The sequence below is a fragment of the Streptomyces chattanoogensis genome, assembly GCF_001294335.1.
Lineage (GTDB): Bacteria > Actinomycetota > Actinomycetes > Streptomycetales > Streptomycetaceae > Streptomyces > Streptomyces chattanoogensis.
In genome coordinates, this window is sequence record NZ_LGKG01000164.1 from 19217 (window position 1) to 42419 (window position 23203).

General features: G+C 70.0%; 13 protein-coding genes. 4 read left to right on the top strand and 9 right to left on the bottom strand.

The features are described from left to right. Positions 1-522 precede the first annotated feature (522 nt). On the top strand, positions 523-1476 hold the full coding sequence (locus ADL29_RS30840; RefSeq protein ID WP_078971420.1) for a nitroreductase/quinone reductase family protein: 954 nt from the start codon (positions 523-525) through the stop codon (positions 1474-1476). Positions 1477-2080: 604 nt separating this feature from the next. Here ADL29_RS30840 and ADL29_RS30850 read toward each other — a convergent pair. The 7 genes from ADL29_RS30850 to ADL29_RS30880 all read right to left on the bottom strand — a co-directional run bounded on the left by ADL29_RS30850 (position 2081) and on the right by ADL29_RS30880 (position 9941). Beyond that, positions 2081-2449, bottom strand: a complete 369-nt coding sequence (locus tag ADL29_RS30850) for a transposase (protein ID WP_107095132.1) — start codon at positions 2447-2449, stop codon at positions 2081-2083. Between the two features lie 80 nt (positions 2450-2529). Next, positions 2530-2808, bottom strand: coding sequence for a hypothetical protein (locus tag ADL29_RS30855; RefSeq protein ID WP_157878618.1), 279 nt, complete (start codon positions 2806-2808; stop codon positions 2530-2532). Between the two features lie 106 nt (positions 2809-2914). After that, positions 2915-5677: a bifunctional YncE family protein/alkaline phosphatase family protein gene (locus ADL29_RS30860; RefSeq protein WP_053926848.1), complete on the bottom strand. Its 2763-nt coding sequence runs from the start codon at positions 5675-5677 to the stop codon at positions 2915-2917. A 4-nt stretch (positions 5678-5681) separates the two neighbouring features. Continuing rightward, positions 5682-7091, bottom strand: a complete 1410-nt coding sequence (locus ADL29_RS30865) for an ABC-2 family transporter permease (RefSeq protein WP_053926849.1) — start codon at positions 7089-7091, stop codon at positions 5682-5684. Continuing rightward, positions 7088-8029 carry an ABC transporter ATP-binding protein gene (locus ADL29_RS30870; protein ID WP_053926850.1) on the bottom strand — a complete coding sequence of 314 codons (942 nt, stop codon included), beginning with the start codon at positions 8027-8029 and terminating at the stop codon, positions 7088-7090. Before ADL29_RS30870 ends, ADL29_RS30865 begins: the two co-directional genes overlap by 4 nt. 245 nt (positions 8030-8274) lie before the next feature. Further along, positions 8275-8829 carry a DUF1707 SHOCT-like domain-containing protein gene (locus ADL29_RS30875; RefSeq protein ID WP_053926851.1) on the bottom strand — a complete coding sequence of 185 codons (555 nt, stop codon included), beginning with the start codon at positions 8827-8829 and terminating at the stop codon, positions 8275-8277. 134 nt (positions 8830-8963) lie between these two features. Next, complete coding sequence (locus tag ADL29_RS30880) at positions 8964-9941, bottom strand: helix-turn-helix domain-containing protein (RefSeq protein ID WP_053926852.1); 978 nt, start codon at positions 9939-9941, stop codon at positions 8964-8966. 100 nt (positions 9942-10041) lie between these two features. Between ADL29_RS30880 and ADL29_RS30885 the strand changes: the two genes are divergently transcribed. Continuing rightward, positions 10042-11067 carry a saccharopine dehydrogenase family protein gene (locus ADL29_RS30885; RefSeq protein ID WP_053926853.1) on the top strand — a complete coding sequence of 342 codons (1026 nt, stop codon included), beginning with the start codon at positions 10042-10044 and terminating at the stop codon, positions 11065-11067. Here ADL29_RS30885 and ADL29_RS45635 read toward each other — a convergent pair. Next, positions 11061-11234 (bottom strand): hypothetical protein, encoded by a 174-nt coding sequence (locus tag ADL29_RS45635; RefSeq protein WP_245689707.1) that lies wholly within the window; start codon positions 11232-11234, stop codon positions 11061-11063. The genes ADL29_RS30885 and ADL29_RS45635 overlap by 7 nt on opposite strands. A gap of 71 nt (positions 11235-11305) precedes the next feature. Here ADL29_RS45635 and ADL29_RS30890 point away from each other — a divergent pair, with 71 nt between their 5' ends. Continuing rightward, the gene (locus ADL29_RS30890) at positions 11306-11764 is read left to right on the top strand and encodes a metallophosphoesterase family protein (protein WP_053926854.1); all 459 of its coding nucleotides are present in this window, start codon (positions 11306-11308) and stop codon (positions 11762-11764) included. 564 nt (positions 11765-12328) lie between these two features. Beyond that, the gene (locus ADL29_RS30895) at positions 12329-12727 is read left to right on the top strand and encodes a hypothetical protein (protein ID WP_053926855.1); all 399 of its coding nucleotides are present in this window, start codon (positions 12329-12331) and stop codon (positions 12725-12727) included. Positions 12728-13013: 286 nt separating this feature from the next. Here the strand turns inward: ADL29_RS30895 and ADL29_RS30900 are convergent, their stop codons facing one another. Further along, positions 13014-23198 carry a LysM peptidoglycan-binding domain-containing protein gene (locus tag ADL29_RS30900; protein ID WP_053926856.1) on the bottom strand — a complete coding sequence of 3395 codons (10185 nt, stop codon included), beginning with the start codon at positions 23196-23198 and terminating at the stop codon, positions 13014-13016. Between the last annotated feature and the right edge of the window lie 5 nt (positions 23199-23203).

The window sequence follows — 23203 nt, forward strand, 5'->3', positions numbered from 1 at the left end:
CGCACGGGCAGGTCGGCTGGTGGGCAATCGGCAGAGGGGCGGCCAGGCACGTACCCACTTCGGCGGGGTAGTGCACTGGACTTCAACGAGCCCGTTCCGCGGGGGCCAGGGGTTTGGCAACGCCCGTTACGCAGGCACCCTGGCTGTGGCGGGGCCCACTGCACTGGCTCCAGGAATTCGAGCCGGTTGCCCACCGGATCCTCGGCGGAGAAGCGCGACGAGATCACGCCCAACTCCGGTACGTCAGGCTCCCGGTGGCAACCGCCACGGTGACGTTGCTTGATCAACAGGGACGGTGTTACGGTCTTAGTGAGCCCCGTATGGGCCTACGCATGGAGGTAGCGGCTACTCAGCCATTACAGAGATCGGCACGGTCCGTCTCTCGCAGTTTGTCAATCCCTTTCCTGGGATTGCTGCGCCCATCTTCACTGCGTAGGCATGCGGGGTATTTCTCTGTCGATTTCCGGTTGCATGGCATGACGTGGCCCTCCTTCGCGATCAATCGACGCGGAAAGGCAGTGCATGAGCAAGGAACAGGCCGAGACCTGGGAAGAGCAGGCCAAGACCTGGGCGGGCTTCGACGTCAATGAGTTCCAGCGTCAAGTCATCGCCGAGTTTCGGGCGAACAACGGGAAGATGAGCGGCATGTTCGAGGGCTGGACGCTGGCCGTGCTGACGACCGTCGGAGCCAAGAGCGGTCTGCGCCGGGAGAGCATCCTGGGGTATCTCGAATTCGACGGAAAAGGCATCGTCGTCGCGTCCGCGAATGGCGCCGACAAGCACCCGGCGTGGTACCACAACATCCGCAAGAACCCGATCGTGACGGTCGAGACGGGCACCGACACCTATCAGGCGATCGCCGCCATCCCGCCGGGCCAGGAGCGCGACAAGCTCTTCGACCGCGTGATCGCCGAGGCGCCCGGTTACGCCGACCACCAGGCCAAGACGACCCGGGAGATCCCGGTCGTCGTACTGCACCGGATCGGCCCCAAGGCCGGCGAGGAGCGCGTCAAGGGCATGGGCGACTGGATCGTCGAGGTGCACGACTGGCTGCGCAAGGAGCTCGAGACGCTCCGCGCCCAGGCAGACCAGGTGATCGAGGGCGGCGCGGACACGATCGAGCGCACGCCGCCGGACCTCGCCCAGCAGATGCGCACCCACTGCCTCAACTTCTGCGGGGCGCTGAAGAAGCATCACGGCGGCGAGGACATGGCCATGTTCCCGATGCTGGCCAAGCAGTTCCCCGCACTCGCTCCGGCGCTGGCGCAGCTCGGTGAGGAGCACACGGTGGTCGCGCGGCTGCAGGACGACATCCAGCAGCTCGTCGACAGGTTCGTACCCGGTGAAACCGACCCCGTAGAGCTACGCGCCAACCTGGAGCGGCTGGCGAACCAGCTGGAGTCCCACTTCAGGTACGAGGAGGAGACGATCGTGACGGCGCTCAACGCCACGGCCCCGGCTCCCGACTTCGGCTGATCATCCACCAGCGCCCCTCCGGGCCGACCCTTCCTCCACCCGGGGGTGTCCGCGGCGCGCCACGGCGCGGATAGCGAACGGCAGCAGTGGACCTTCGCTCCCTTCGTGAGCGGGGGGCCGCTGCCGTTCGGAATGAGTTCGGGCGAGGCATCTGCTGCGCTCGGCTGCCTCCGTGCGGGTGTTCGCCAGCACGGCCCGCATGAGGACATCGTGTGCCACGCCTGCTTCGAGAGGGGGCTGAAGCTCTACTTCGCGGCCGGTGAGAGCTTGTGCGGCGTTTCGATTGATGCGCTGCGGGGCCGCAGGTTCTCGCCGACGGGGCGGCACTGGTCGGCCGGGTTCCCTCCGAGCTGGAGCAGTGGTTGTTCGACCGTGCTGAGAGCCGGGAACCCTCTGCGGAGCTGTTCTATCTGCCCGGAGCGGAGGCCGGATCGCTGACTCTCGGGTTGGTGTGGTGTGTGCAGCGGACCGGCGATCGGTTGATCACGCGACCTGTCTTCCTGCCTGCCGCTGCCATGGGCGACGTCTCTCACCATCTGCCGAGGGAGGCCTGGGCCATCTTCTGATCAAGCACCGCCCTGCATGGACTCCGGCACGGGGGGGGTCATGAACGGGGCCAGACCGCCAGAGCGGCAGCGGTGACCGAGTCGAGGAGCACATACCCTCGCTTGTCATACCGGGTGGCCACGGCCCTGCAGCTTTTCCGCTTGTTGACGGCCCGTTCGAGGGTGTTGTGCTTCTTGTACCGGTCCTCGTCGAAACCTGGTGGCCGTCCGCCCCGCGATCCTTTACGCAGCTGGGCGGCCTGGCTGTCTGCCTTCTCCGGAATGGTGTGGCGGATGCCCCGACGCCGCAGGTACTGGCGGCAGGGGCCGTTGCTGTATGCCTTGTCAGCCGCGACGCTGTCCGGCAGAAACGGCTGCAGCCGCTCCCACTCGGCATCCGAGAGATCACCGTGTCCATCCCACGCCATGCCCAGGACAACGACCCGGGCGCGAGGCGCTCACATGATCGGCCGGACAGTTCCCGGGCACGGCCAGGCTGGAACGGGTGCTACCGGCGATCCCACCAGGCGGGCAGCTCCGGGACGTCGAGCAAGAACCCACGCCGCCGACCGGGCAGTACGCCGATCGCCGACTCGGCGCGGTGGCGATGCTGGAAGTCGCGGGCGCCCTCGCCGTTCTGCTCGGAGAACCGAAAGGTCTTGCTCGCCTCGTGTGTGCGTCCGTTGCTGGGATCCGTCCAGGCCACCTCGAGCCGCACCGTCCAGTGCCCCGGGCCCCGCGGGTTCTTGGCGAACGAGGTGCGCGCCGCGACAACCCTCCCCCGCACGGCAGAGACTGGGCAGCAACATGGGACAGCGAGGCGGCCCGACGGCCCGGACCGGCTGTGCTCCGGGCCGCGGTGGAGCCGGTCGCCGCTCAGCCTTCAGCGGACATCAGCCGTCGGTCTCCGAGGACGGCAGGTACGCCCCCGGCACATCCTGCGGCGCGAAGATCTTGTTCTCGCCCGGGTACGGCTTGTTCCAGTTGTGTGTCTCGTACCAGGTGAGGTGGTTCATCTGGGCGGGGTTGGCGTAGTCGGGGACGGCGTGGGGGCCGGTCAGCCGCTGCTTGGACTTCCACCTGTCCCAGGTTGCCGCCAGGTCCTGCTTGTCCGCGGGTACCTTCGCGGGCGCGACGGCCGCTGCCCCGGGGTTCTGCGGTGCCGGGATGTCCGGGCCGCAGGGCGGCTGGGTCTTCAGGCCGTCGGTGAGGGGGACGCGGTTGGGCTGCGCCGTGAACGGGGTGGTGTCCGGGTAGCGGGTGAAGGCGCGGCTCATGGGGCTGGCCGCGCTGTCCTTCTGGTTCATCGGGTGGATCCCGAGGATCTGCTCGATGGTCCGGATCATCGTGATCTGGGTGTAGTAGTGGCTGTCGGTCCTGCCGTGCCGTGCCCAGGGGCTGATGATCTGGATCGGGGCCCGGTGCCCGTCGACGTGGTCGAGGCCGGCCTGGGAGTCGTCCTCGACGACGAAGATGGCCGAGTCCTTCCAGTACTTGCTGTGCGAGATCTTGTCGACCATCTTGCCGACCGCGAGGTCGTTGTCCGCGACCTGGGCGGACGGGCTCGCGGGACCACCGGTGTGGTCGTTGGAGAACCAGAACATGTTCAGGTTCGCCGGCGGGTTCTTCTCGAAGTCCTGCTTCCAGACCTGGTACTTGTAGACGTCCGGGACGTCGAGGTCGAACATCGGGAAGCCGGGCACCGACACGTCGTTGAGCGAGGGGATCGCCGACCCGGTCTTGATGGGGTAGGCCGTGGGCTGCCCGGTTGCGTCCATGGTCTTGGCGTCGCAGTACAGGTTCTGCCAGGACGCTCCGGACGGTTTGCTCTCCAGCGACTGGAACTCACCGAAGTCCTTGACGGACTTGCCCGCCGCCTGCGCACCGGTCCACAGAAAACCGGACTTCTGGTGGCCGAGAGCGTCGTTCTCGGTGTCGTAGCTGCGCTGGTACTCACCGGCCGAGGACTCGGTGTACTCCGGATTGTCGCTCTGCATCAGCCAGTTGTGGCCCTCGGCGGAGTTGGTCCCGATGTCGTAGGTGTTGTCGTACAGCCCGAACTGCTTGGCCAGCGCATGCTGGTTCGGCGTCACGTTCTCGCCGAACTGTGTCAGCGTCGCATCGCCGTTGCCCTGCGGGAGGTCGCCGAAGACCTGGTCGTAGGTCCGGTTCTCCTTGACGATCAGGAAGACGTGTTTGATCGTCGAGGGGTCGCCGAGCCGCTGCGGGACCGCTGTCGGCTTCGCGTCGCTGTTCCCGTCGGTCTTCTTGACCGAGCCGCCCATCCATCCGTTCTGCTGGAAGACCTTGGCCGTCTTGGACCTGATGACGCTGTCGTCGGGCAGGGTGAACCGCTGCAGGCTGGAGGTGGTGTCGTGGGTGCCGTGCGCGCCGCTGGGGTTGGGGCGACGGGCGTCGATACCGCGGGTGTTGGAGACCAGCACCTGGTTGCCGACGGTGGCGATCTCCGAGGGGAAGTAGTCCGTGGGGAGCAGGCCGACGTAGCTGACCGGCTCCTGCGGGCTCTTGTACTTGTACACGGCGACCGCGTTGGCGCGGCCCAGCGTCACCAGCAGATGACCGTCGTCGGTGAGCGTGACCGCGTTGGGCTCGTACCCCACCGACGCCTCCGGCCACGGACGGGTGGCGATGGTCTGCACGACCTTGTCGCGGGCGGTGCTGATGACCGACACGTCGTTGCTGGCGGTGTTGGTGACGAACAGTGCCCCGCCCTTGGCGTACAGGGCGGTCGGGTGCAGACCGACGTCGATGCTCCCGACGGCGGCATCCGGCTTCGCCAGGTCGATGACGCTGACCGTGCCGGTGGTGGTGGCACCGGTCTTCGGGTCGGCAGGCACCTGGGTGTTGTAGGAGTTGATCGTGGTGTCGCCGGGCCTGGCCGGACGGCCGCCCTCGTTGCTGACGTAGAGCTTGTCGCCGACCTTGGCCATGTCACGCGGGGCGTTGCCCACGTCCCAGCTGTGCTTGACGGCCCCGGTCGTCGCATCGAGGGCAACCACCTTGTTCTGGCCGTTGACCGCGGCGTACACGGTGGAGCCGTCGGACGAGAACACCGGCTCACCCACCAGCGCGCGCTTGGCCCCGTCCGCCGGGATCTTGATGAACGTCGGGTCGGTGACGCTGCCGTCCGGGCTCACGGTGAACTTGGTGTAGCCGTCGGTCTGGCCCAGCCACAGCTGCTTGCCGTCGGGTGAGTACGTGGGGCCTTCCTGGCCCACGGAGTTGCTGCTGATGCGCGGGATCGACGATGCGGAGGCGCTGACGAGCTGCTGCACCTTCCAGTTCTTGCGGTCGACGATGGCCAGCGCCGCTCCGCCGTCGGTCAGCGAGGCCGCGACGTGGGTGCCGTCCGGGCTGACCGAGGACGACATGATCTTGCCGTTGTCGATGACGAGGCGTTCGCCGTACGGGGCGATGTACTGGTCGCTGGAGACGACCTGGCCGTCAGCCGTCTGCTGGCCGACCTGGTCGGTGCCGAACTGGTGCGTCTGGGCATAACCGATGCCGGCGGTGGCGGCGAGAACGACCGCGGTGGCCGTCGCCAGGGCACTGCGGCGGCTGAAGCGGCTGAAGCGTCTGTCGAGGAAGCCGGCACGGTCGTTCCCGTCATGCCGAAGGCGGCGTATGACCTGCATGGAGTCATCCCTTCGAGGTGGAGAGAAGTTCGACAGTGCCGTCGAACTGCCACAGCGGGTTCGGTGCGTCCCCCTCCGGGGTCCGCACCAGGAAGTAGCCGTTGACTTCCTTCGGCCCATCGCCATCGGCCATGTACCGCCCGTCCGGGGTCACGTCGAGCTGATAGATGGCCTGGCCGGCGGCGTCGACGCCGGGGAGATGCCAGGAGACGACGCAGCGCCAGTCATTGCCCGGCCCCTGCGCGGCGACCTGGAGGCCGCCCTTGTTGCACGTCGCCGTGGCTCTCAGCCGGTCCTCGGTGACGGCGGGCCGGTGGAGTTGGTCGGTCTGCATGCGGTACAGGTGGGCGAATGCCGTGGCGACCGAGCGTTGCACCTTCTCCTGCCCGATCCCGGAGCCGGTCGCCGTGGCCGTGGTCGTGTCCGTGGCGGTGGCCTTGGTCGTGTCCGTTGCCGTGATCGACGTGGTGAGCACCGCCACCGTCACGGCGACCAGCCCGACCAGCGGCAGCACTCCGACCGTGACCGCGCGGCGCCCCGAGCCGTCGTAGCTCAGGTTCGTGAAGTCGCGCCGCAGGAACAGCAGATAGGCCAGCGCTGTCGCGAGCACGGCCCACGCCAGGCTGACACCGATGCCGATCAGGAGCGGGGCAAGCTGGGCCGGGCCGGTGAACAGACCGCTCCAGGCGATGAAGGCGTAGCTGGGCAGGGCCAGGCGTACGGCGACGGGCAGTGGCATCATCTGGGCGAGCTGCATCGCGAGGGCGACGAACACGGGCAGCAGCAGTCCCATCGGGGAGCGCCCCAGCGCGACGGACCCGAGCAGTCCTATCCCGGCGAGGGCGAGGGTCGGAGCGAGGACGCAGACCCAGGCGAGCAGGACCTTTACGGCGGCGTCCGCCGACGTCAGCAGGTGGCCGTCGAGGCCGACCAGCGGCCGGCTGCCGACCGCCACGACCCCACCGGCCGCGCTGGAACAGACCAGCCCCGCCACGAGCAGCAGGAGGACGGTGAGGCTGGCGAACGCCTTCGCGGCGAAGATCCGCCTGGGCGACCGGACCGCCACGAGCAGGTGGCGCCAGGTGCCGAGCCGGTCCTCGGCGGCGAACACGTCGCCGGCGACCACCGAGGTCAGCAGCGGAAGCGCCCAGGTGCCCGCGAAACCGAGCATCACCAGCGGTCCGGCCCACCCCGTGGCGTGCATCCAGCGACCGAAAAGGGTGTCGACAGGGAGCGAGCTCTGTTGGCTCACCGCGGCGACGAAGAGCGCCGGCGCGATCCAGCAGGCAAGAACCAGCAGGCGGATCCGCCACTGCGAGACCAGCTTGACCAGCTCGAAGCGGTAGCAACGCGCCACCGAGGACCGGCGGGTACCGGCACCGTGGGGCCGGGCATGGGCGAGGGTCGCGGTCATCGTCCGGCCTCCTCGGGTTCGGTGAGGGCGAGGAACGCTGCCTCGAGCGGCGATACCAGGGGGCAGAGCTCGCGTACCGCGACGCCCGCCTGCACCAGCCGCACCACCAGTTGGTCGAGGGCAGATGCCTGCGCGCGCACGACGAGCACCTTCGCGTCATATCGTGCCCCGGTGTCGTCGACAAGGCAGATCCCGGCCGTTTCGGCAGCCAGTTGGCGGGCGGCGTGCGCATCGGAGGTGCGAACCCGGTAGTCGAGTTCCTGCTCCTCGGCGGCCAGCTTGCTCAGCGGCCCGGAAAAGACGACCCGCCCGGCGGCGAGGATGGTGACGTCGGAGCACAGGGCCTCGAGGTCGTCCATGCGGTGACTGGAGAGCACGACGCTGGTGCCGTCCGTCGCGAGCCGGGTCAGGACGCCGTGTACGTGCCTTTTGCCGGCCGGGTCCAGCCCGTTGGACGGCTCGTCAAGCACCAGCAGCCGGGGCTTGGTGAGCAGCGCCGCGGCCAGCCCCAGCCGCTGTCGCATGCCGAGGGAGAAGCCGCGGGCCCGTTCGTCGGCGACATCGGTGAGCCCGACCTGCGCAAGCGCGTCGTCGATCGCCGTCGTCCGCGCGTCGTCACCGCGGAGAGCGGCCAGCGCGGCGAGGTTCTGCCGGGCGGTGAGCGAGGGGTAGAGACCGGGTCCGTCCACGAAGCCCGCGACACCGTCGGGAGCGTCGAGCGCCCGCCCGACCGGTGCACCCAGGATCTCGAGGCTGCCGCTGTCGGCGACGGCCAGACCCAGCAGGAGGCCGAGCAAGGTCGTCTTGCCGGCGCCGTTCGGTCCGACCAGGCCGTGAATCTGCCCCTGCGTCACATCCAGGTCGACGCCCTCGAGCGCGACGACATCACCGAACCACTTGGTGATCCCGCGAGCCCGGACTGCGAGGAGTGCATCCATGAGTCCCCTCCTTCGAAAACCTCAAGGACCGTAGATGCAGCGCACAACAACGATCAGGAGCAGTCAACTGAACGCTCATGAAACGGTTGACGACAGGCGCGCACCCCGACGATGCCCGAGCGCGCGCCGAGGAGCGCCGGGGGGATCGGCAGCGGCGGGCACGGTTGACGGCGCGGGCGCGTAGGAGAAGGTGCGGCACTCTGTGCGGATGCGTGGATGCCTGCCCGAAGAGCACGGGAGTCTCGTCAGCCGTGACAGCGAACTGGCAGACGTACGGTGATCATCGCGGTCCGGTTCGCCGCGACCCTCCTGGGGCCTGCCGTCCCGGACACCCCGCCACCCGGCTTCCGCCACAACAGCGAGTCCTTCCACCCGGTGTGCAGGTCCTCAGCGTCGACGATCGCGTCGCGAGGCACCGTGATCTCCGCCCTTCCGGTGCCGAGCTGCCACTCGATGTCGACTACCGGATGTTCGATGACCGCCCGGGACAGGTCCAAGTGCACCCTTCCGAATGCGGACTCGACCTTCAGGCTCCGAGGTTCCCGCCATACGCCGCGACGCCGGATCCGTCCGCCGGCGACGGCAATCGTGGACGTGGTGCCCGCATTCTCCTCCGGGAGCGAGGCCAGTGCCGACTCGAGCTCGCTGTGCGTCTTGGCGGTGAGCACCTGGTGGAGGCGTTCGTCCAACTCCTCGTGCGGGATGTGCCCTTCGGCGTACGCCTCCTGCAGGCGCTGCACGGCCGTGTCGCGGTCGTCTTCTCTGACCAGTCGCGTCGGGTCTTCCGGCGGAGAGGTCACCGTTTCGCTCTGGTGCTGTGCCGACGAGCGAACGCGCCAAGGTCCGCTAGGGGGCAAGGCATCCGAATGGGAAGGTCGGCCACTCGGCAGCATGGTGTTGATCGCCAAACCCGGCGAACCTATGCGGCTCAGCGTCATGCGTAGTGTTGCCGGCTGTCGTTCGGGCCGGGGCGGGCCCGCGAGCGGAAGGTGCGGCGGTAGGTGTCCGGGGGCACGCCGACGGTGCGGTTGAAGTGTCGGCGTAGCGTCGTGGCCGTGCCCATGCCGGTGGCTGCCGCGATGGCGTCGACACTGTCGTCGGTGGCCTCCAGCAACTCCTGGGCGTGGCGGATCCGCTGGGTCAGCAGCCACTGCAGCGGGGTGGTGCCGGTCACCGACCTGAAGTGGCGGCCGAGGTTGCGCGAGCTCATCCTTGCTTGGCGGGCCAGGTCTTCCACGGTCAGCGGATGGTCCAGCCGTTCGATCGCCCAGGGGAGCAGCTCGGCGAGCGGATGGTTGTCCCGGGCGGGCACCGGGGTGGTGACGAACTGGGCCTGGCCGCCGGCCCGATGGGGCGGAACGACCAGGCGGCGGGCAATCGCGTTGGAGGTCGACGAGCCGTGGTCGAGGCGGACGAGGTGCAGGCACAGGTCCATCGCGGCGGCCTTGCCGGCGGAGGTGAGCACGCTGCCGCTGTCCACGTAGAGCACGTCCGGGTCCACCTCCACCTGGGGGAAGCGGGCGCGCAGATCGCCGGCGTGCGCCCAGTGCGTGGTCGCGCGCCGTCCGTTCAGCAGCCCGGCGGCGGCCAGCACGAACGCGCCTGTGCAAAGGGAGGCCACGCGCGCGCCTGCCTCGTGGGCCGCGCGCACCGCGTCAACCAGGTCGGCGGGCGGATCCTCGTCGACGTCGGCCCAGCCAGGGACGATCACGGTGTCGGCGCGCGGGAGCCGGTCGAGCCCGTGGTCGGGGTCCAGCCGGAACCGGCCGACCTGCACGGCGCCCGGACCGCACAAGACGGTGTCGTACCAGGCGTCGGCCACGCCGGCCGGGCCGGCGCCGAAGACCTCGTACGCCACGGACAGTTCGAAGTGCAGCATCCCGTCGGTGACGGCCAGCGCGACAGTACTCACGTCCGTAATTGTACGGGTCATGGCGTTCCAGACACTCGTGTGGGAGGCCCGCCATCGTCAGGATGTCCACAGCAGATCATTTGATGACGAGGGGGAACCCATGGGATCGAAGGTGACGGTGTTCGGCGCGTACGGGCACACCGGGCGCTTTGTGGTGGCGCAGCTGCTGGAGCGCGGGTTCGTCCCGGTTCTCTCCGGCCGCGACACCCACAAGCTGCAGGCACTGGCGGCGTCTCATCCCGGGCTCGACGCCCGCCCGGCGTCGGCCGGCGACCCGGATTCGCTCGACCGCGCGCTGGCCGGCGCGAAGGCCGTGATCAACTGTGCCGGGCCGTTCGCCGCGACTGCCGCTCCCGTGATCGAGGCGGCGCTGCGCGTCGGAATCCCGTATGTGGATGTGGCGGCGGAAATCGAGGCCATCGTCGATACGTTCGAGGACTTCACGGACCGCGCCCGCGCCGCAGGAGCGGTGATCGTCCCCGCGATGGCCTTCTACGGCGGCCTCGGCGACCTGTTGGCCACCGCGGCGATGGGCGACTGGACGACGGCCGACGAGGCGCACATCGCCTACGCGCTGAGCAGTTGGCACCCCACCGCCGGAACGCGCGCCACGAGCTCGGTCTCCCGGCAGCGGCGGAACGGCCAACGCTTCGTCTACACCAACGGGCGGTTGGAGTACCGCAACGACGACCCGCCGACCCTGGAGTGGCCCTTTCCCGACCCGATGGGCACCCGGGCCGTCATCGGGGAGTTCACGATGGCCGACGTCGTCACCGTCCCCAGCCACCTGTCCATCCCCGAGGTACGCACCCACATGACGGTCGAGGCAGCCAGGGACGTGCTGGCCCCGGACACGCCGACGCCAGCTGCGGTCGACGAACGCGGGCGGTCCGCGCAGACCTTCCTCGTCGATGCCGTCGTGCGCTCCGGCGACGTGGAACGGCGTGCCGTGGCGGGGGGACAGGACATCTACGCTGTCAGCGCGCCGCTCGCGGTCGAAGCGGTACACCGCATCCTCACGAGACAGACCAGCACGGTCGGTGTCACCGCCGCCGGCGAGATCTTCGACGCGCCCGACTTCCTCCGTGCCTTGTCCTCGCACATCTCCGTCGAACTGCCTCAGTAGTGCGTCCCGTCCGCCGAAGTGGTCGACATCCAGGCGATCGGCCGCGGCACCACCGTCGCGGTCAGCGGCTTGCAGAACGCGTTGCGGGACATCTCAGCGGCTTCGAAGTCACTGCGTACGGTGATCGGTATCCACACCGGCGGCCGCGGATCGTACAGCGGATCCACGGCGCCACGCCTGGGCCTCAACCATCGACTGCGTCGCACTGAGCGATCCGCTGCGCCTGGTCTGGCACTCGATGCGCGAGGCCAGGCACTCCCGCAACATCACCATGAACAAGCCCCGCACCCGCCCGTCGCCGGGCAACCACGACTACCACACGTCGGGCGCCTCGGGATACTTCAACTACTTCGGCGCCAACCATGCACCCGACACCTCGACCGGCCCACTCGTCCAGGCGCTGTACGACAACAACGCCGAGGTGATCGCCACCGGCCACAACCACCAGTACGAGCGGTTCGCACCCATGAACCCGAGCGGGCAGCTCGACAACGCTCGCGGCATCCGGCACTTCGTCGCCGGCATGGGCGGCGCCAGCCACTACAGCTTTGGCACCATCCTGCCCAACAGCCAGGCCCGCAACAGCGACACCTATGGCGTGCTCAAGTTCACCCTGCACGCCAACAGCTACGACTGGCAGTTCGTCCCCGAGGCGGGCAAGACCTACTCCGACAGCGGCACCACCACCTGCCACTGACTGCGCACGCCTGAGCACGACGCGGGGCTGTCCCAGGCGTCACCGCGGCCGGCCCCGCCTTCCGTGGGGAACAGCACGCGCCGGGCCACCGATGATCCGGGGCAGCCGGCCGCAGGCCGTCAGGAACGAGCGCGAAATTCAGGCTGATGGACCGCTTGTGGTCCTCGGAAATCGCCGGGTTGAGGTCCCGTTGCCCGCAGCGACCCTGGACAGTCCGGAGGGGCCGGTAGCGGCGCCCCGGAGCGGATGGTCCTGTTACTACCGGGGCTCACTACACGCCGGCGAGGCCGCGCGGGTCGCACCCACCTCAATCGCCAGGTATTTCGCGCCTGCGATGTGCACGCCTCCCGCACGCAACACTGCGGGGTCGTCGAACCCGGCCTTGATTTGCCCACAAGGTTGCCCTCCACGTGGGAATGGGCCGACCGCAGTGACAAGGTAGTGACCATCGGGAGCCAACCTCATGGCACGCTGGCGACTCCTTCTTGTTGAAAGCGCCTCAACTGGGGACTTCAGAGTCTTAGTTGACGCATGGGGAACACAGGTATCCAAGGAGACACGAGCATGAAGCTTGGCCTGAAGCGGTTCGCGGTGATCGGCGCGCTGGGTGTGGCCTCGGCGGCACTGGCAGCGTCCCCGGCGTTCGCGAAGAGCGACATCTCGATCCAGGCGACTCCCCACACGGCGCATGTCGGCCACGTCGTGAAGGTGCACGGCCAGGGTGGGGACGACGCCGAGGAGTACACCACGCTCGTCATACAGGAGAGGTCTGGCAGGCCCGGCCACTGGGGCCATTGGCGGGCTGTAAAGCGGGATTTCAGCGGCGATGCGCGCGCGAACGTCAAGGTCAGGCACACGGGCGAGCTGCAGTTCCGTTCGGTGCTGTACTCGACCGACAAGCACCACCAGCACGCGAAGAAGGACCGCGTATCTGCGCCGGTGACTATCCACGTCGTCCGCTAGAGCGTTTCCCTTTGGCGCGCTGAGCAGTTGATCGGTTGCGTCTGCCCGGCCGGCCCGGCCCTGGCAGCGGCCAGCAGTCATCACGTGTTCGGGTAAGGAAAGCGGACGGGCGCGGTAACGCGGCAGCGGCCTGGGACCGCGCCCGCCGTAGCCGGGCCGATACGGTCCGGCCGCCTCGTCGTGGGCGGTCATCTCGCCCTTCACCCGCAGCACATGGCCAAACGCGCGGTCTTCCAGACCATGGCGGACCAGCGTGCCGTCCTCACCGACGGCCCGCCGGCCGTCGTCAGGCGGGGAAGGTCAGCTCCGTGGTGGGAATCCACAGGTCGCGGATGGTGAGCAGGGGCATCTGCTGTCCGGCCCCGAAGAGGTCGAGACCGAGGATGATCCGCGAGGTGCCGTCCCGGCGAGGCTTTTGCGTGCGGACGAACTCCTCGACGGCGTCCGTCAGTTTCCGGGACCAGGTGGCGTCGGCTGTCGGTGAGGCGTCGATCGAGGTCAGTGGCAGCAGGGCGATGGGCAGGATGGTCAGCGGGAGGCCCGGAGCGGGAGCGACCGCGTAGGCGTAGGCGGCGGTCATCTTCGCCGTCAGCCGACGGCCGTCAGCCCCGGTGAACAGGGCCTTGAAGAAGCCGTCCAGATGGTCCTGGAGCCGTGCGGGCCGCCCCTGGGTCCCGAACCGGTACGCGGCATGGAACAGCAGCGGGACGACCGGGGCGGCGGCCCGCACCTCGGGTGTGCTGAAGCGGAACTCCGGCTCCACGACGTCCGCGTTGCGTTCGACGTGGAGCTGCCCGGATGCCTCCTGGTCACGGAAGATGTCGCGGGGACCGAACTCCAGGGCGCACTCCGCCGGAGCCGCCGCATAGCGGAGGTACGTGCCGGGCGTACCGCGGCGCCGGTAGTGCCAGGAGCGCTGGACGCCCTGCGGCGGATCCGTCGCCACCGGCTCGTACTCGGCGCCGAGCAGTACGGCGGGCGGGGTGACGCCGGCCGCGCAGCGCAGGTCCATCCGGGCCCGGCCGTCCGTCTCCTCGGCCAGCCGCAGCCACACCTGGACGGTCTCCGAGGTGTCCTCCGGTGCGGCGGCGGACGGCTGCGCCGGTGGGGTCGCAGGCGGGGACGCCCACCGCTCGTACGCCGTGGCGACCGCGCCGAGCAGGGTCTCGAACGCCTGGAGCGCCGCGCGTGCGGTGAGCACGTCGGTGTCGTTGGGCTTGCTGCGGGCACCGACCGGCCGCAGATGGCGGTCGAGGTCCGCGGCGATCGCCGGATGGCTGGTGACGAAATCGGCGAGGGCGGCCCTCAGGGGTGTGTCCACGTCCTCGGGGGCCTCGGCCTCCTGGGCGGCCGTGCTGCCGCCGAACCGGACCGTCGCGTCGAGCCAGTCCTGTGCGGCGCTGCGGTAGGAGTAGCCCAGCGCATAGGTCCACAAGGGGAGTTTGTCCGGCGTACCGGGCTTGGCGGCGGGGCGGCCGGACTGGGCGGTGATGGACGGCGGTTGCGGAAGGGCGCGCAGCACCACGGGGAAGGTGACCGTGCCGAGCGCCTTGGTGACCGCCCCGCTGACGAAGGTGATCCAACGGGCGTCGCGGTAACCGTCGATCCCGGGAACGTCCCGGATGTCGTGTTCCAGATGCGTGATCTCGTAGGTCACGTCCAGGGGCACGGAGGCGTGTTCGGTCAGGCTCTTGGATTCGAAGAGGAATGCCAGGTACGAGGTGCTGGTGTGCTCACCGGGCCCGCGAAGGGGCACCTTGGCGGAGGAGAGTGCATAGCTCTTCGCGGTGTCCGTGGAGGCTTCCTCGCCGTGCGGCGGTGCCGCCATCGGCTGGCCGTAGAAGCGCGGGGGCGCGGCGACCCCGGGCGGCAGGCCATGGGCCCGGGCATGATCGGCCTTCAGCACCGCGACGCAGGTGACGGAGTAGGCGGCGGCGAGATGGTCGAGTAGCGCCTCGTGCAGCTTCTCGCCGGCCGCGGTGCGGGCCGCGCCGCTGGTGTCGAACGGCGCGCCGGGCGACACCGGCAGCACACTCGCGGCGATGGCCCCGGCGAGCTTCTTCTTGTGACCGAGGATCCTGCCGAGCAGCCCGTCCCGTTCCGGATGATCGATACCGGCCAGCCGGTCGAGGACGAACGCGGGCGAGGTGAACGTGGGGGCGAGCAGCGCGTCGACGGCGGCCAGTGCCTGGCGCGCCCAGACATTCGGATCCGCTCCGCGCAGGGTGAGCGTCTTCTTCTGTCCGGGGCGCAGTCCCTTGCCTGTCTCGTACCGGGAGACCTCGGCCGTCAGGTCGCACAGGGCGGTGGCGAGCGGCTTGGGCGCGAAGAAAGCGGCGGCGGAACCGCTCGGGAGGTCGCAGCCCAGACCGGCTTCCGGAGAGCCCGGACGGGCCAGCCGCACCGCCCACAGGGTGCGGTCCCGTTCGCTGTCCTTGCCAGGCGTGGCACTGGACGTGCCCAGCCGGAGCACGGACGTGGCGGTGGTGAACGCCTTCTCGAAGTCCTCGGCGAAGATGCGCAGATCACTGTGCCGGGCGACGTGCGGGGCGATCTCCGTGTGGTCGGTGAGCGCGCCGCTGACCCGCAGAGCCGGGTCGGCCAGTGCGGACTGCCGGGTGAGCTCGAAGCCGACCTTCAGCGGGATGATCTCGTCCTCGCGGAGTGCGTCCGGCGGTACGGGGAAGCTCAGCGTCACCGACGGCCGACCGGTGGCCGAGGTCCCGGCGGCACGGTGAGAGACGTGGACGAGGCAGTCGGCGACGAACTTCCGCACCGTGTCGGCCTGCGCGGTGCTGAGCGCGGTGCCGGGGTCCTTCAGCAGGGAGCTGAGGACACGGAACCCGACCGCGTACCCGCTCACCTCCGGCACCGCGGCGCCGTCGTAGTTCTGGACGAGCTGGAAGTACAGCAGCCGGAAGGCCCGCAGGTCCTTGACCGCGGCCTCCCGGCCGCCCGCGTACGCCTCGGTCTGCAGCTCCAGACTGACCGACAGTTCCGGGCCGTTCGCCCCCGCACGGTAGGTGTAGGCCGTGTGCACATGCGGCCACTGGGACAGGCCGATCAGCGCATCGGTGTACTGGACGGGCAGCGGAATCTCATCCACCGGACGGACGTGGGTGCCGGCGGCGAGAGTGTTCCCGAAGATGTCGAGCCAGCGCGTGCCGAACTGGGTGAGGGTGCCGACGCCGGCGTACGGGTTGGCGGACCGCGCCGGGAGCTGCGGGTCGCCGGGGGCGGGCGCCGGGTTGACCTTCGCGAAGGCGGTCAGCCCGGCGGTGAAGGTGTAGCGCAGCCGGTCCGCCGGGCTCGGCCCGGTCGTGGCGCTGTCGTGCTGAGGGCCGAACGGGAGCCCCTGCGGGCCGGCGCGGAAACCGGGGGTCTCCGTGATGCCGCTGCTCAGCAGCGAGTAGAGCTGTCGCAGGGTCGCCTCCGCGAACGCCGCCCGCTGCGCCTCGGTCGGGCTTTCCGGCAGCTCCGGGGGCGTGGGCGCAGCGGCCCGGGTGACCTCGATGCCCGCGTTGCCCCGGCCGAGGGCGGGCCGGACGGCGCGTTCCTCGGTGTCCACCCGCAGGGCCGTCCCCGCCGGGAACAGCCCGGACACCTCTCGGGCGGCATCCCCGAGGGCGTCGTACGACAGGCCGTAATACTGCCGCAGGGATGCGAACGTCGCCCCGGCGCCGTGCTCCCTGCCCGAGCCGGTGACGTGCACGAACCGGGGAACGCGCAGGACGGTACCGGCCGGCGGCGGTTCCGCCGTGCCCGGGTTGGCCTGCTTGAGGGCCTGCACGGTCACCGGGTGCTTCGCGCCGCGTGACCAGCGGTCGGCCACGGCCTGCCAGACGTCCGGCGTGCCGGCCTCGGCCGGTGTCACCTGGTGCCAGGCGCCCCCGATCCCGATCTCCCGGCCGGCCGTGAGCGGCCGGTCGGCGTTGCGGCGCGCCGTGGTGCCCGGATCGCAGCCGTAGAGAGCGGCGAGGGCGGCGAGCGTGGTGTTCCCCTCCACCGGGGCGGACATCAGGTCCTTCGGTGCGGGCTGTGCGGCGAAGGTGAGGGTGGCAGAGCCAGGGGTAACGGGGTCGGCCGTCACCAGCGCGTTGACGTAGTGCGGCAGGGATCCGGCACCGGGTTGCCCCTTCGTCCGGTCGTAGGTGATCACCAGGGTGAGGTCGGCCGTTCCGGAGGCGTCGAACAGCGCGTCGGGCAGCCCCCGGTCCTCGCCCGGGACGTGGTAGTGCAGGTAGTAGCCGCCCTTGCGGACGGTGGACTGCTCCCACAGCAGCCGGACCACCTCACCGGGCGGATTGGCGATGCCGCGGGGCGGCTGCGGGGTCGCCTTCGCCTCGGCCGGGACGGCGGAGGCGAAGGCGGGCGGCGCGGATTCGGTGGACAGATTGGTCCGGGTGAGGAACGCCAGCAGGCTCGCGCTCGCGGTGCCGGCGAGACCGCGCGTGCCGTGCGCGAGGGCCGGGTGCAGCAGGAACTGACCGGTGATCAGCTCCTCGCCGCCGCCGTCCAGGGCGGTGAGCAGCCGTTCCAGCAGGACGGCGTCGGCGGGGCTCGGACCCAGGATCTCGTAGGTGAACGGGGCGAGCGGTGGCGGCACCGATGTGGCGGCATCCGGCGGGGTCACATCGCTGGCGTGCGGCTTGCGAGGGGCCTGGTCGTCGTGTTGTGCAAGCCGGCGGACACGGAAGGAGACCCGGGTGGCGTAGGTGTAGTGGCTGACGGGGGTGAGCAGCGGCTCCGGCGCCCCGTGGGGGTGGGTGACCAACTCCGGGACGAACTCCGGCAGATAGGGCTGGGCCTGCCTGGGGGTGAACCGGCCGGCAAGCGCCGTGGCCCGGTCCTCGATGTGGTGGAGAAGCGCGTCCGGCAGGTCCCACAGGGCGGGCCGCAGCCCCGGACCGGTGGGGGGTGTGCCGCCGGGGGGCGTGACGACCTTGGCGACCTCGTCCAGGCCGGAGGTGGTCCACGGGGTGGCGGCCCGCGCGGGGTAGCGCCGCCCGGCGGTGAGCGTGCCGGGGAGCGCGGAGAGGCGGGCTTGCGGGTCGAAGGTGTGGGAACTCAGCCAGGTCAGGACGGTGGAGAGCTCCCGGGCCGCCTTGTCCAGGGTGAGGGTCACGGATGCGCCGGATGGCGATCCGTTGCACCTCAGCCAGGAGACCGTGCCCCGGTTCAAGGTGATCCGGAAGGTGGGGTCGGCCGGCAGCGCGGGCGTGGGAACCTGCTGTCCGGCCAGCTGGTAGAGCCCGTACTCGTCCTGGCCCGTGGGGTAGAGGAAGTCGGCGGACGGTTTGAGGCCGGGCTGTTCCTTGGCGGGCAGCCGCATCCCGTGGAGGTGGAAGCGGGCGGCCATCCCGGCGATGTCCCGCAGTCGGCCCTTGCCGGTCAGTGCCTGCCAGACATCGCCGAAGGCCAGGGTGGTGAGGCGGGGCAGCGGCAGGGAGTCGCCGGCGAACGCGAGGACGTCGGTCCCTGCCTCGGCCACCACGACCGCGGTGGTGCCGAGGCTGCGGGCGATGCCGCGCAGGGTGTCGCCCTGCGCCGTCGTGTAGCCGATGCCGGGCAGGGTCAGTGCGGTACCGGGTGTCAGCAGGCCGTGCTGGGCTTGCGTGCCCGCGTCGGCGGCGAGCTGCGCGACGGTGATGCCGAGCCGGTCCGCGACCCGGGTGAAGGAGTCACCCGGCTCGGTGATGACCGGGCCTGCGGCGCCGACCGTGACGCGCTGCCCCGGCGCCACCAGGCCGTGCACATCCTTGCTCGCCTCGATCAGGGACGCGGGCCCGACCGTCCACCGGGGGGAGCCGGTCCGGTCGCTGTAGCGCTTGGCCACCGCGGTGACGGTCTCGTCGCGCTGGACGGTGCCCGCCAGCCCGTTCACGGTGACGGTACGCCCCGGCTCCAGTGGGTGGTCCGCGGCGGCCGCGGCGACCGAGGCCGGAGTGAGTGCGTTCCCCCGCTCGTTGGCCCAAGTGCAGGCCGCCGACGGCGACCGGTGCCCGTCCGAGAGCGGATACCGGCAGTCGGTGAAGGCGTCGTCGGCGGCCTGGAGGAGTTGCCGGGCGACCAGGGTGAACCAGTCCTGGAAGACGAACTGGGCGAACGACTCGTCCGGGTCCTCTGCCGTCCCGGCGTTCCCGGTGCTGTCCCCGGCGGGCTCCTTCCCGGCGTACTCCTGCTCGACGAGGGCGGCGAGCTGCCGGAAGTGCCGGGCCAGTGCGGTGCGGTAGGCACCGTTGAGGGTGACGTAGGTGGCCGGAGTGACCGTCTTGGTCCTGCCGGAGCCGAGGACCTGGCCGGGGTCGGGGAAGGTGGCCGTCAGCCCCGGGAAGGCCGGGAACAGGGTGCTGCCGGCCTTCAGGGCCGTGTTGCCGTCCCCGTCGGTGGGGGCCGGTGACAGATCGGCCGCGAAGCCGGGCTCCAGCAGGAGGTTCTCCAACCGTTCCCGGGTCAGCGGGGTGTCGGCCGGATCGGCCAGCTGCGCGGCGACCGACCGCAGCAGCGTGTCCGTCACCCTGGTTCCCGTCATGGCGTCCGGGTCCATCTCGGTGCCGGTCCCGTTGGTGTACGCGTCCACGACCCAGGCCAGCAGGGTGTGGCACAGGGCCTCGAAGGACGTCGTCCGGCCCCTGCTCTGCGAGGAGGGCACGTCGGTCACCAGGAACCACACGAACGCGCCCTGTGCGGGCTTGCCGCCCGCCGGGCCGGCCACGGTGAACTGGGCGGCCGGGTGCAGTTTCAGAGCGGGGTTGTCACCGGACCGCTTGACGCGCTTCCACACGGGCCCGGTGACCGGGGCCGCCATGGTCAGCGACACCGTCCTCGCGTCCGCCGCGGTCACCGCCTGCGGGCGTTCCCAGGGCGGAACCCCGGCGGCGGTCTTGATCGTGAGGTCGGCGGTGACCGTGGTGGAGAAGGAGAAACTGAGGCTGATGCTGAACAGCCCGAGGCTGATCCGTACCGACAGCCGGACGTTCACCGACGCCGAAGCGGAGAGCTGGATGTCGGCGAAGGACTGGTAGACGATCTTCGCATCCAGCCGCACGGTGAGGTCGCACGTCGCCTTGACGACGGCGAAGTCCACCGAACCGTACAGCCTGCCCAGGAGGCCGAAGGTCCCTTCCACCCGGAAGTAGTAGTCGCTCTGCAGGGCACCTCCGGCGCTCGGCGCCGGCAGCGCCCCGGTCTCGCCGGACTTGACGGCCGGGGGGTGCCAGCCGGCGATGACGCCTTCCACGATGCCGAACACCGTGACGCTGAACCCCGCCTTGAAGATGCCCTTGTCGATGGTGTGCCCCACCCCGGCCTGGAGCCCCACCCCGAAAACGAACGCCGGACCGAACGCCCCGTAGCGGGGCACCGGCAGATGTGCCTCGGAGCCGATGCTCAGCTTGCCGAAGTAGAGTCCCGCCGAACCGATCACCGGGATGCCGCCGATCACCGCCTGCAGGGTGAACGACCGCGAGAAGTCCACGCGGTACGGGAAGCCCAGGTCGATCAGGAAATCGCCGTTGGTGTAGATCCGCACGCCGATTGCCGGCAGGGTGACCGAGAACGCCCCCAGGTCGAAGGTGCGCAGCGCCGCGGGGAAGGTGAACTCCGCCTGGTAGACGCCGACATCGTCGGTGACCTTCTTGTAGAGCACATCGAGCGCGAGTCCGGCGAGCACCTTCGCCTTCTCGCCGTTCAGCTCCAGCCGCAGCCCGTACAGATGCGGATCGTTGAAGACCAGACGGCAGTCGACGGTCCACTGCCCGGCGGCCTGCAGCAGGCCGAAGTGCGCGGCCACCAGCCAGTTGCTGCTCGGGTCGTAGCGTGGCTGGAGCGGGGCGGTGCTCTTCGGGTCCACCGGGAGCTGCCCCTGCCCCGAATCCGGGATGCCCGTCGGGTGCTCCGGCGTGCCCTCCAGCGCGTCGACGATGTCCTTCGTGGTGGTCATGGTGGCCGCGTTGACGGCCACCCGCTGGCCGATCATCAGCAGCCACAGGTCGAAGTAGGACGCGCCCTGCGCGGTGGTGGCCGGCATGCGGGTCACGTCCTGGCCCTTGGAGGGGTCGAGCAGCGGCGAGCCCTCCAGACCGCCGATCGTCGTCGATCCGTCGATGGCGAGCGTGACCTTCGCGTCGGATCCCTCGCCCCGCCGGAACGTCAGGCCCTTGACCGTCACCACTCCGACGCTGATCGGCCGGGACAGCGTGTACGTCGCCTCGAAGCGCGGTTTCCCGGGTTGCGCCTTGATCCGGATCGTCAGCCCGAGCCCGTCCAGCGGGATGCTGTTGAGGAAGTCCCACGGCTGGTCGAGGGTGAAATAGGGGTTGTTCACGGTGCGTACCAGCGACTGCAGCAGCCGGCCCACCGACCAGCCGGTGAGGTTGAGGGTGAGGGTGCCGTCGGTGAGGTCATAGGCGCCGCGGATGCCCTCCCACTGGACCCAGACCACCGTGCTGCTGCCGGTCCCGCTGCCGCCGGGGTCGGCCGACGCCGGCCCGAAGCGGTAGCCGGCTGCCACCTCGGCACCGATCTCCTTCAGGTACAGGTCACCGACGATCTGCCCGGCGAACCGCGAACCGGCCTCCCGCGCCGCGTCGTAGTCCAGCCCCACCTGCGCCCTGGCGGTGCCGATATGGGGAATCGACCAGGACATCGCGGCGGCGACGGAGTACGTGGACCGACCGCTGCCCGGCGGGATGACCGCACCGACCCCGAGCTGATCGATCTGCAGGCCGGCCAGGAAGTCCGGCAGCCGGTACTCGGGGAAGAACTGCCCGACCAGATGGTCCAGGGCCAGCGGCCGGTCGAGTGCCGCGTTCAGCTGCCACACGGCGGGCGTGACGGTGCTGTCGTAACCGATGTCCACCAACGCGTTCACCGGCCCGATGGCGAGCCCGCCGGACACCCCCACCACGTACGCGGTCCGGCCTCCCGTGGCGCCCTTCGCCGGCCGGAGCGCGGTCAGCGACACCTCCATGTCCCGCACCGTGAGCAGCGGTTTACCGCCCTCATGGAGGAACGCCACGTCCGCGTCCACGACAAAGCCGAACGCATAGCGCCGCTCGGCCGGATACAGGCCCAGCCGTACGTCCGACATGTCCAGCGCCACGCCCTTGGGGAGCCGCACCGTGCCGGAGGTCAGCTCCTGGAGCAGGGTGCCGAAGGACACGGTGCCTGCGTAGCGCGCGTCGACGGACAGGTCCGACCCGATCGAGAGCACGAACTGCCGGGTGAACACCTGGGGCCACAAGGTGACATACGCGGTGAGCGTCACCGAACTCGCCGACGTGGCCGGCTTCAGCGGTGTGGTCACCGTCCAGTACAGGTCGAAGCCGTCCACCGCCAGGTTTTCCCCGGCGTCCAGGCCGGGGAAGAGCGGGACACTGCCGCTGCCCCGGGTGGACAGCAGCACGCCCGCCTGCGTCAGTGACGGCTTCCCCGAGGGGGCCTCGCCGAGCATGCCCAGCAGAACCAGCTGCCGCAGGCCGACCGAGGACAGCAGTCGCTGGAGAGGCTCCGGCACCTCGGTGAGGAACGACCGGCCGCTCGGGCCGCGGATCAGTGCGATGGCGTCGCCCGGTGTCATCGGGGCGCCCTCGGCGGTCAGTTCGAAGTGGAACGTCGGCACCCCGCTGTCGGACACCGAGCCCAGCAGGTCGTACGCGCCCCGCTTGCCCCCGAGATCGAGGCGCAGCCGCAGCCCGAGCCAGGGGAGCCGGTCCTCGCCGGCCGCCTTGCTGCTGCCGTCCGTGGTGCGCAGCCCGATCGCCGGTGCCGACGCGTCGACCAGCAGGATCTTGAGGTTCTGCTCGGGCAGAGGCGCCGCGAGATCCAGCACGGGGTACAGCACCGGATTCTTCCCCGGCTGCTCACCCGTCACCGCCGTCACCTTGTCGAGCTGAACGGGCCCGCTGAGACGGTAGGAGGTGCCCGGATCCCACTGGATGTCGAAATTGCGCAGCAGGTTCTTCAGCTGTGCGGGCACCTTGACCAGGGCTGCGAAATTCTGCCCGGCCCGAAGATCGAGCGGTTTCTCCTGCCATGTGCGCCGGCACGGCCGGGTGGTGAAGAGAAATGCGGGGGCAGCGAGCGGGAGACGATCGAAAGGGGGCCCGGTCATCGCCGTGAAAGACGAGGCGAACGACCAGCCGGTGAGGGCGGTTTCGATCAGCACCTCGACCGATGTGCGGCTCCCCCGCTCGAAGACGAGCGTGACCTGGGATTTGGTCGCGTCGTAACCGAGAAAAGACAATTGCACGCCCGAGACCGTGAGCACGCTGCCGTCGACCTGCACCTGCTTGCCGGAGGTGAACTGCAGCGTGAGTCCGCCCGCCCCCTTCAGCCGGAATGCCTTCGCCAATTCCGCGTCCAAACCGTCCGGCGGAGTCGCTCCGGCGGCTCTGAGGTACTGGGCGTTGAACTGCACGCTGCCGGTCGCCTGGCGGAAGGCATCGGCCAGTGAGTCGATCTCGGTCACGGTCG

Excerpts from the sequence above, each read along its gene's own strand:
- ADL29_RS30895 (WP_053926855.1), top strand. The coding sequence starts at position 12,329 with ATGAAGCTTGGCCTGAAGCGGTTCGCGGTGATCGGCGCGCTGGGTGTG.
- ADL29_RS30840 (WP_078971420.1), top strand. The coding sequence starts at position 523 with ATGAGCAAGGAACAGGCCGAGACCTGGGAAGAGCAGGCCAAGACCTGG.
- ADL29_RS30865 (WP_053926849.1), bottom strand. The coding sequence starts at position 7,091 with ATGACCGCGACCCTCGCCCATGCCCGGCCCCACGGTGCCGGTACCCGC.
- ADL29_RS30890 (WP_053926854.1), top strand. The coding sequence starts at position 11,306 with ATGCGCGAGGCCAGGCACTCCCGCAACATCACCATGAACAAGCCCCGC.
- ADL29_RS30860 (WP_053926848.1), bottom strand. The coding sequence starts at position 5,677 with ATGCAGGTCATACGCCGCCTTCGGCATGACGGGAACGACCGTGCCGGC.
- ADL29_RS30885 (WP_053926853.1), top strand. The coding sequence starts at position 10,042 with ATGGGATCGAAGGTGACGGTGTTCGGCGCGTACGGGCACACCGGGCGC.
- ADL29_RS30850 (WP_107095132.1), bottom strand. The coding sequence starts at position 2,449 with ATGGCGTGGGATGGACACGGTGATCTCTCGGATGCCGAGTGGGAGCGG.
- ADL29_RS30870 (WP_053926850.1), bottom strand. The coding sequence starts at position 8,029 with ATGGATGCACTCCTCGCAGTCCGGGCTCGCGGGATCACCAAGTGGTTC.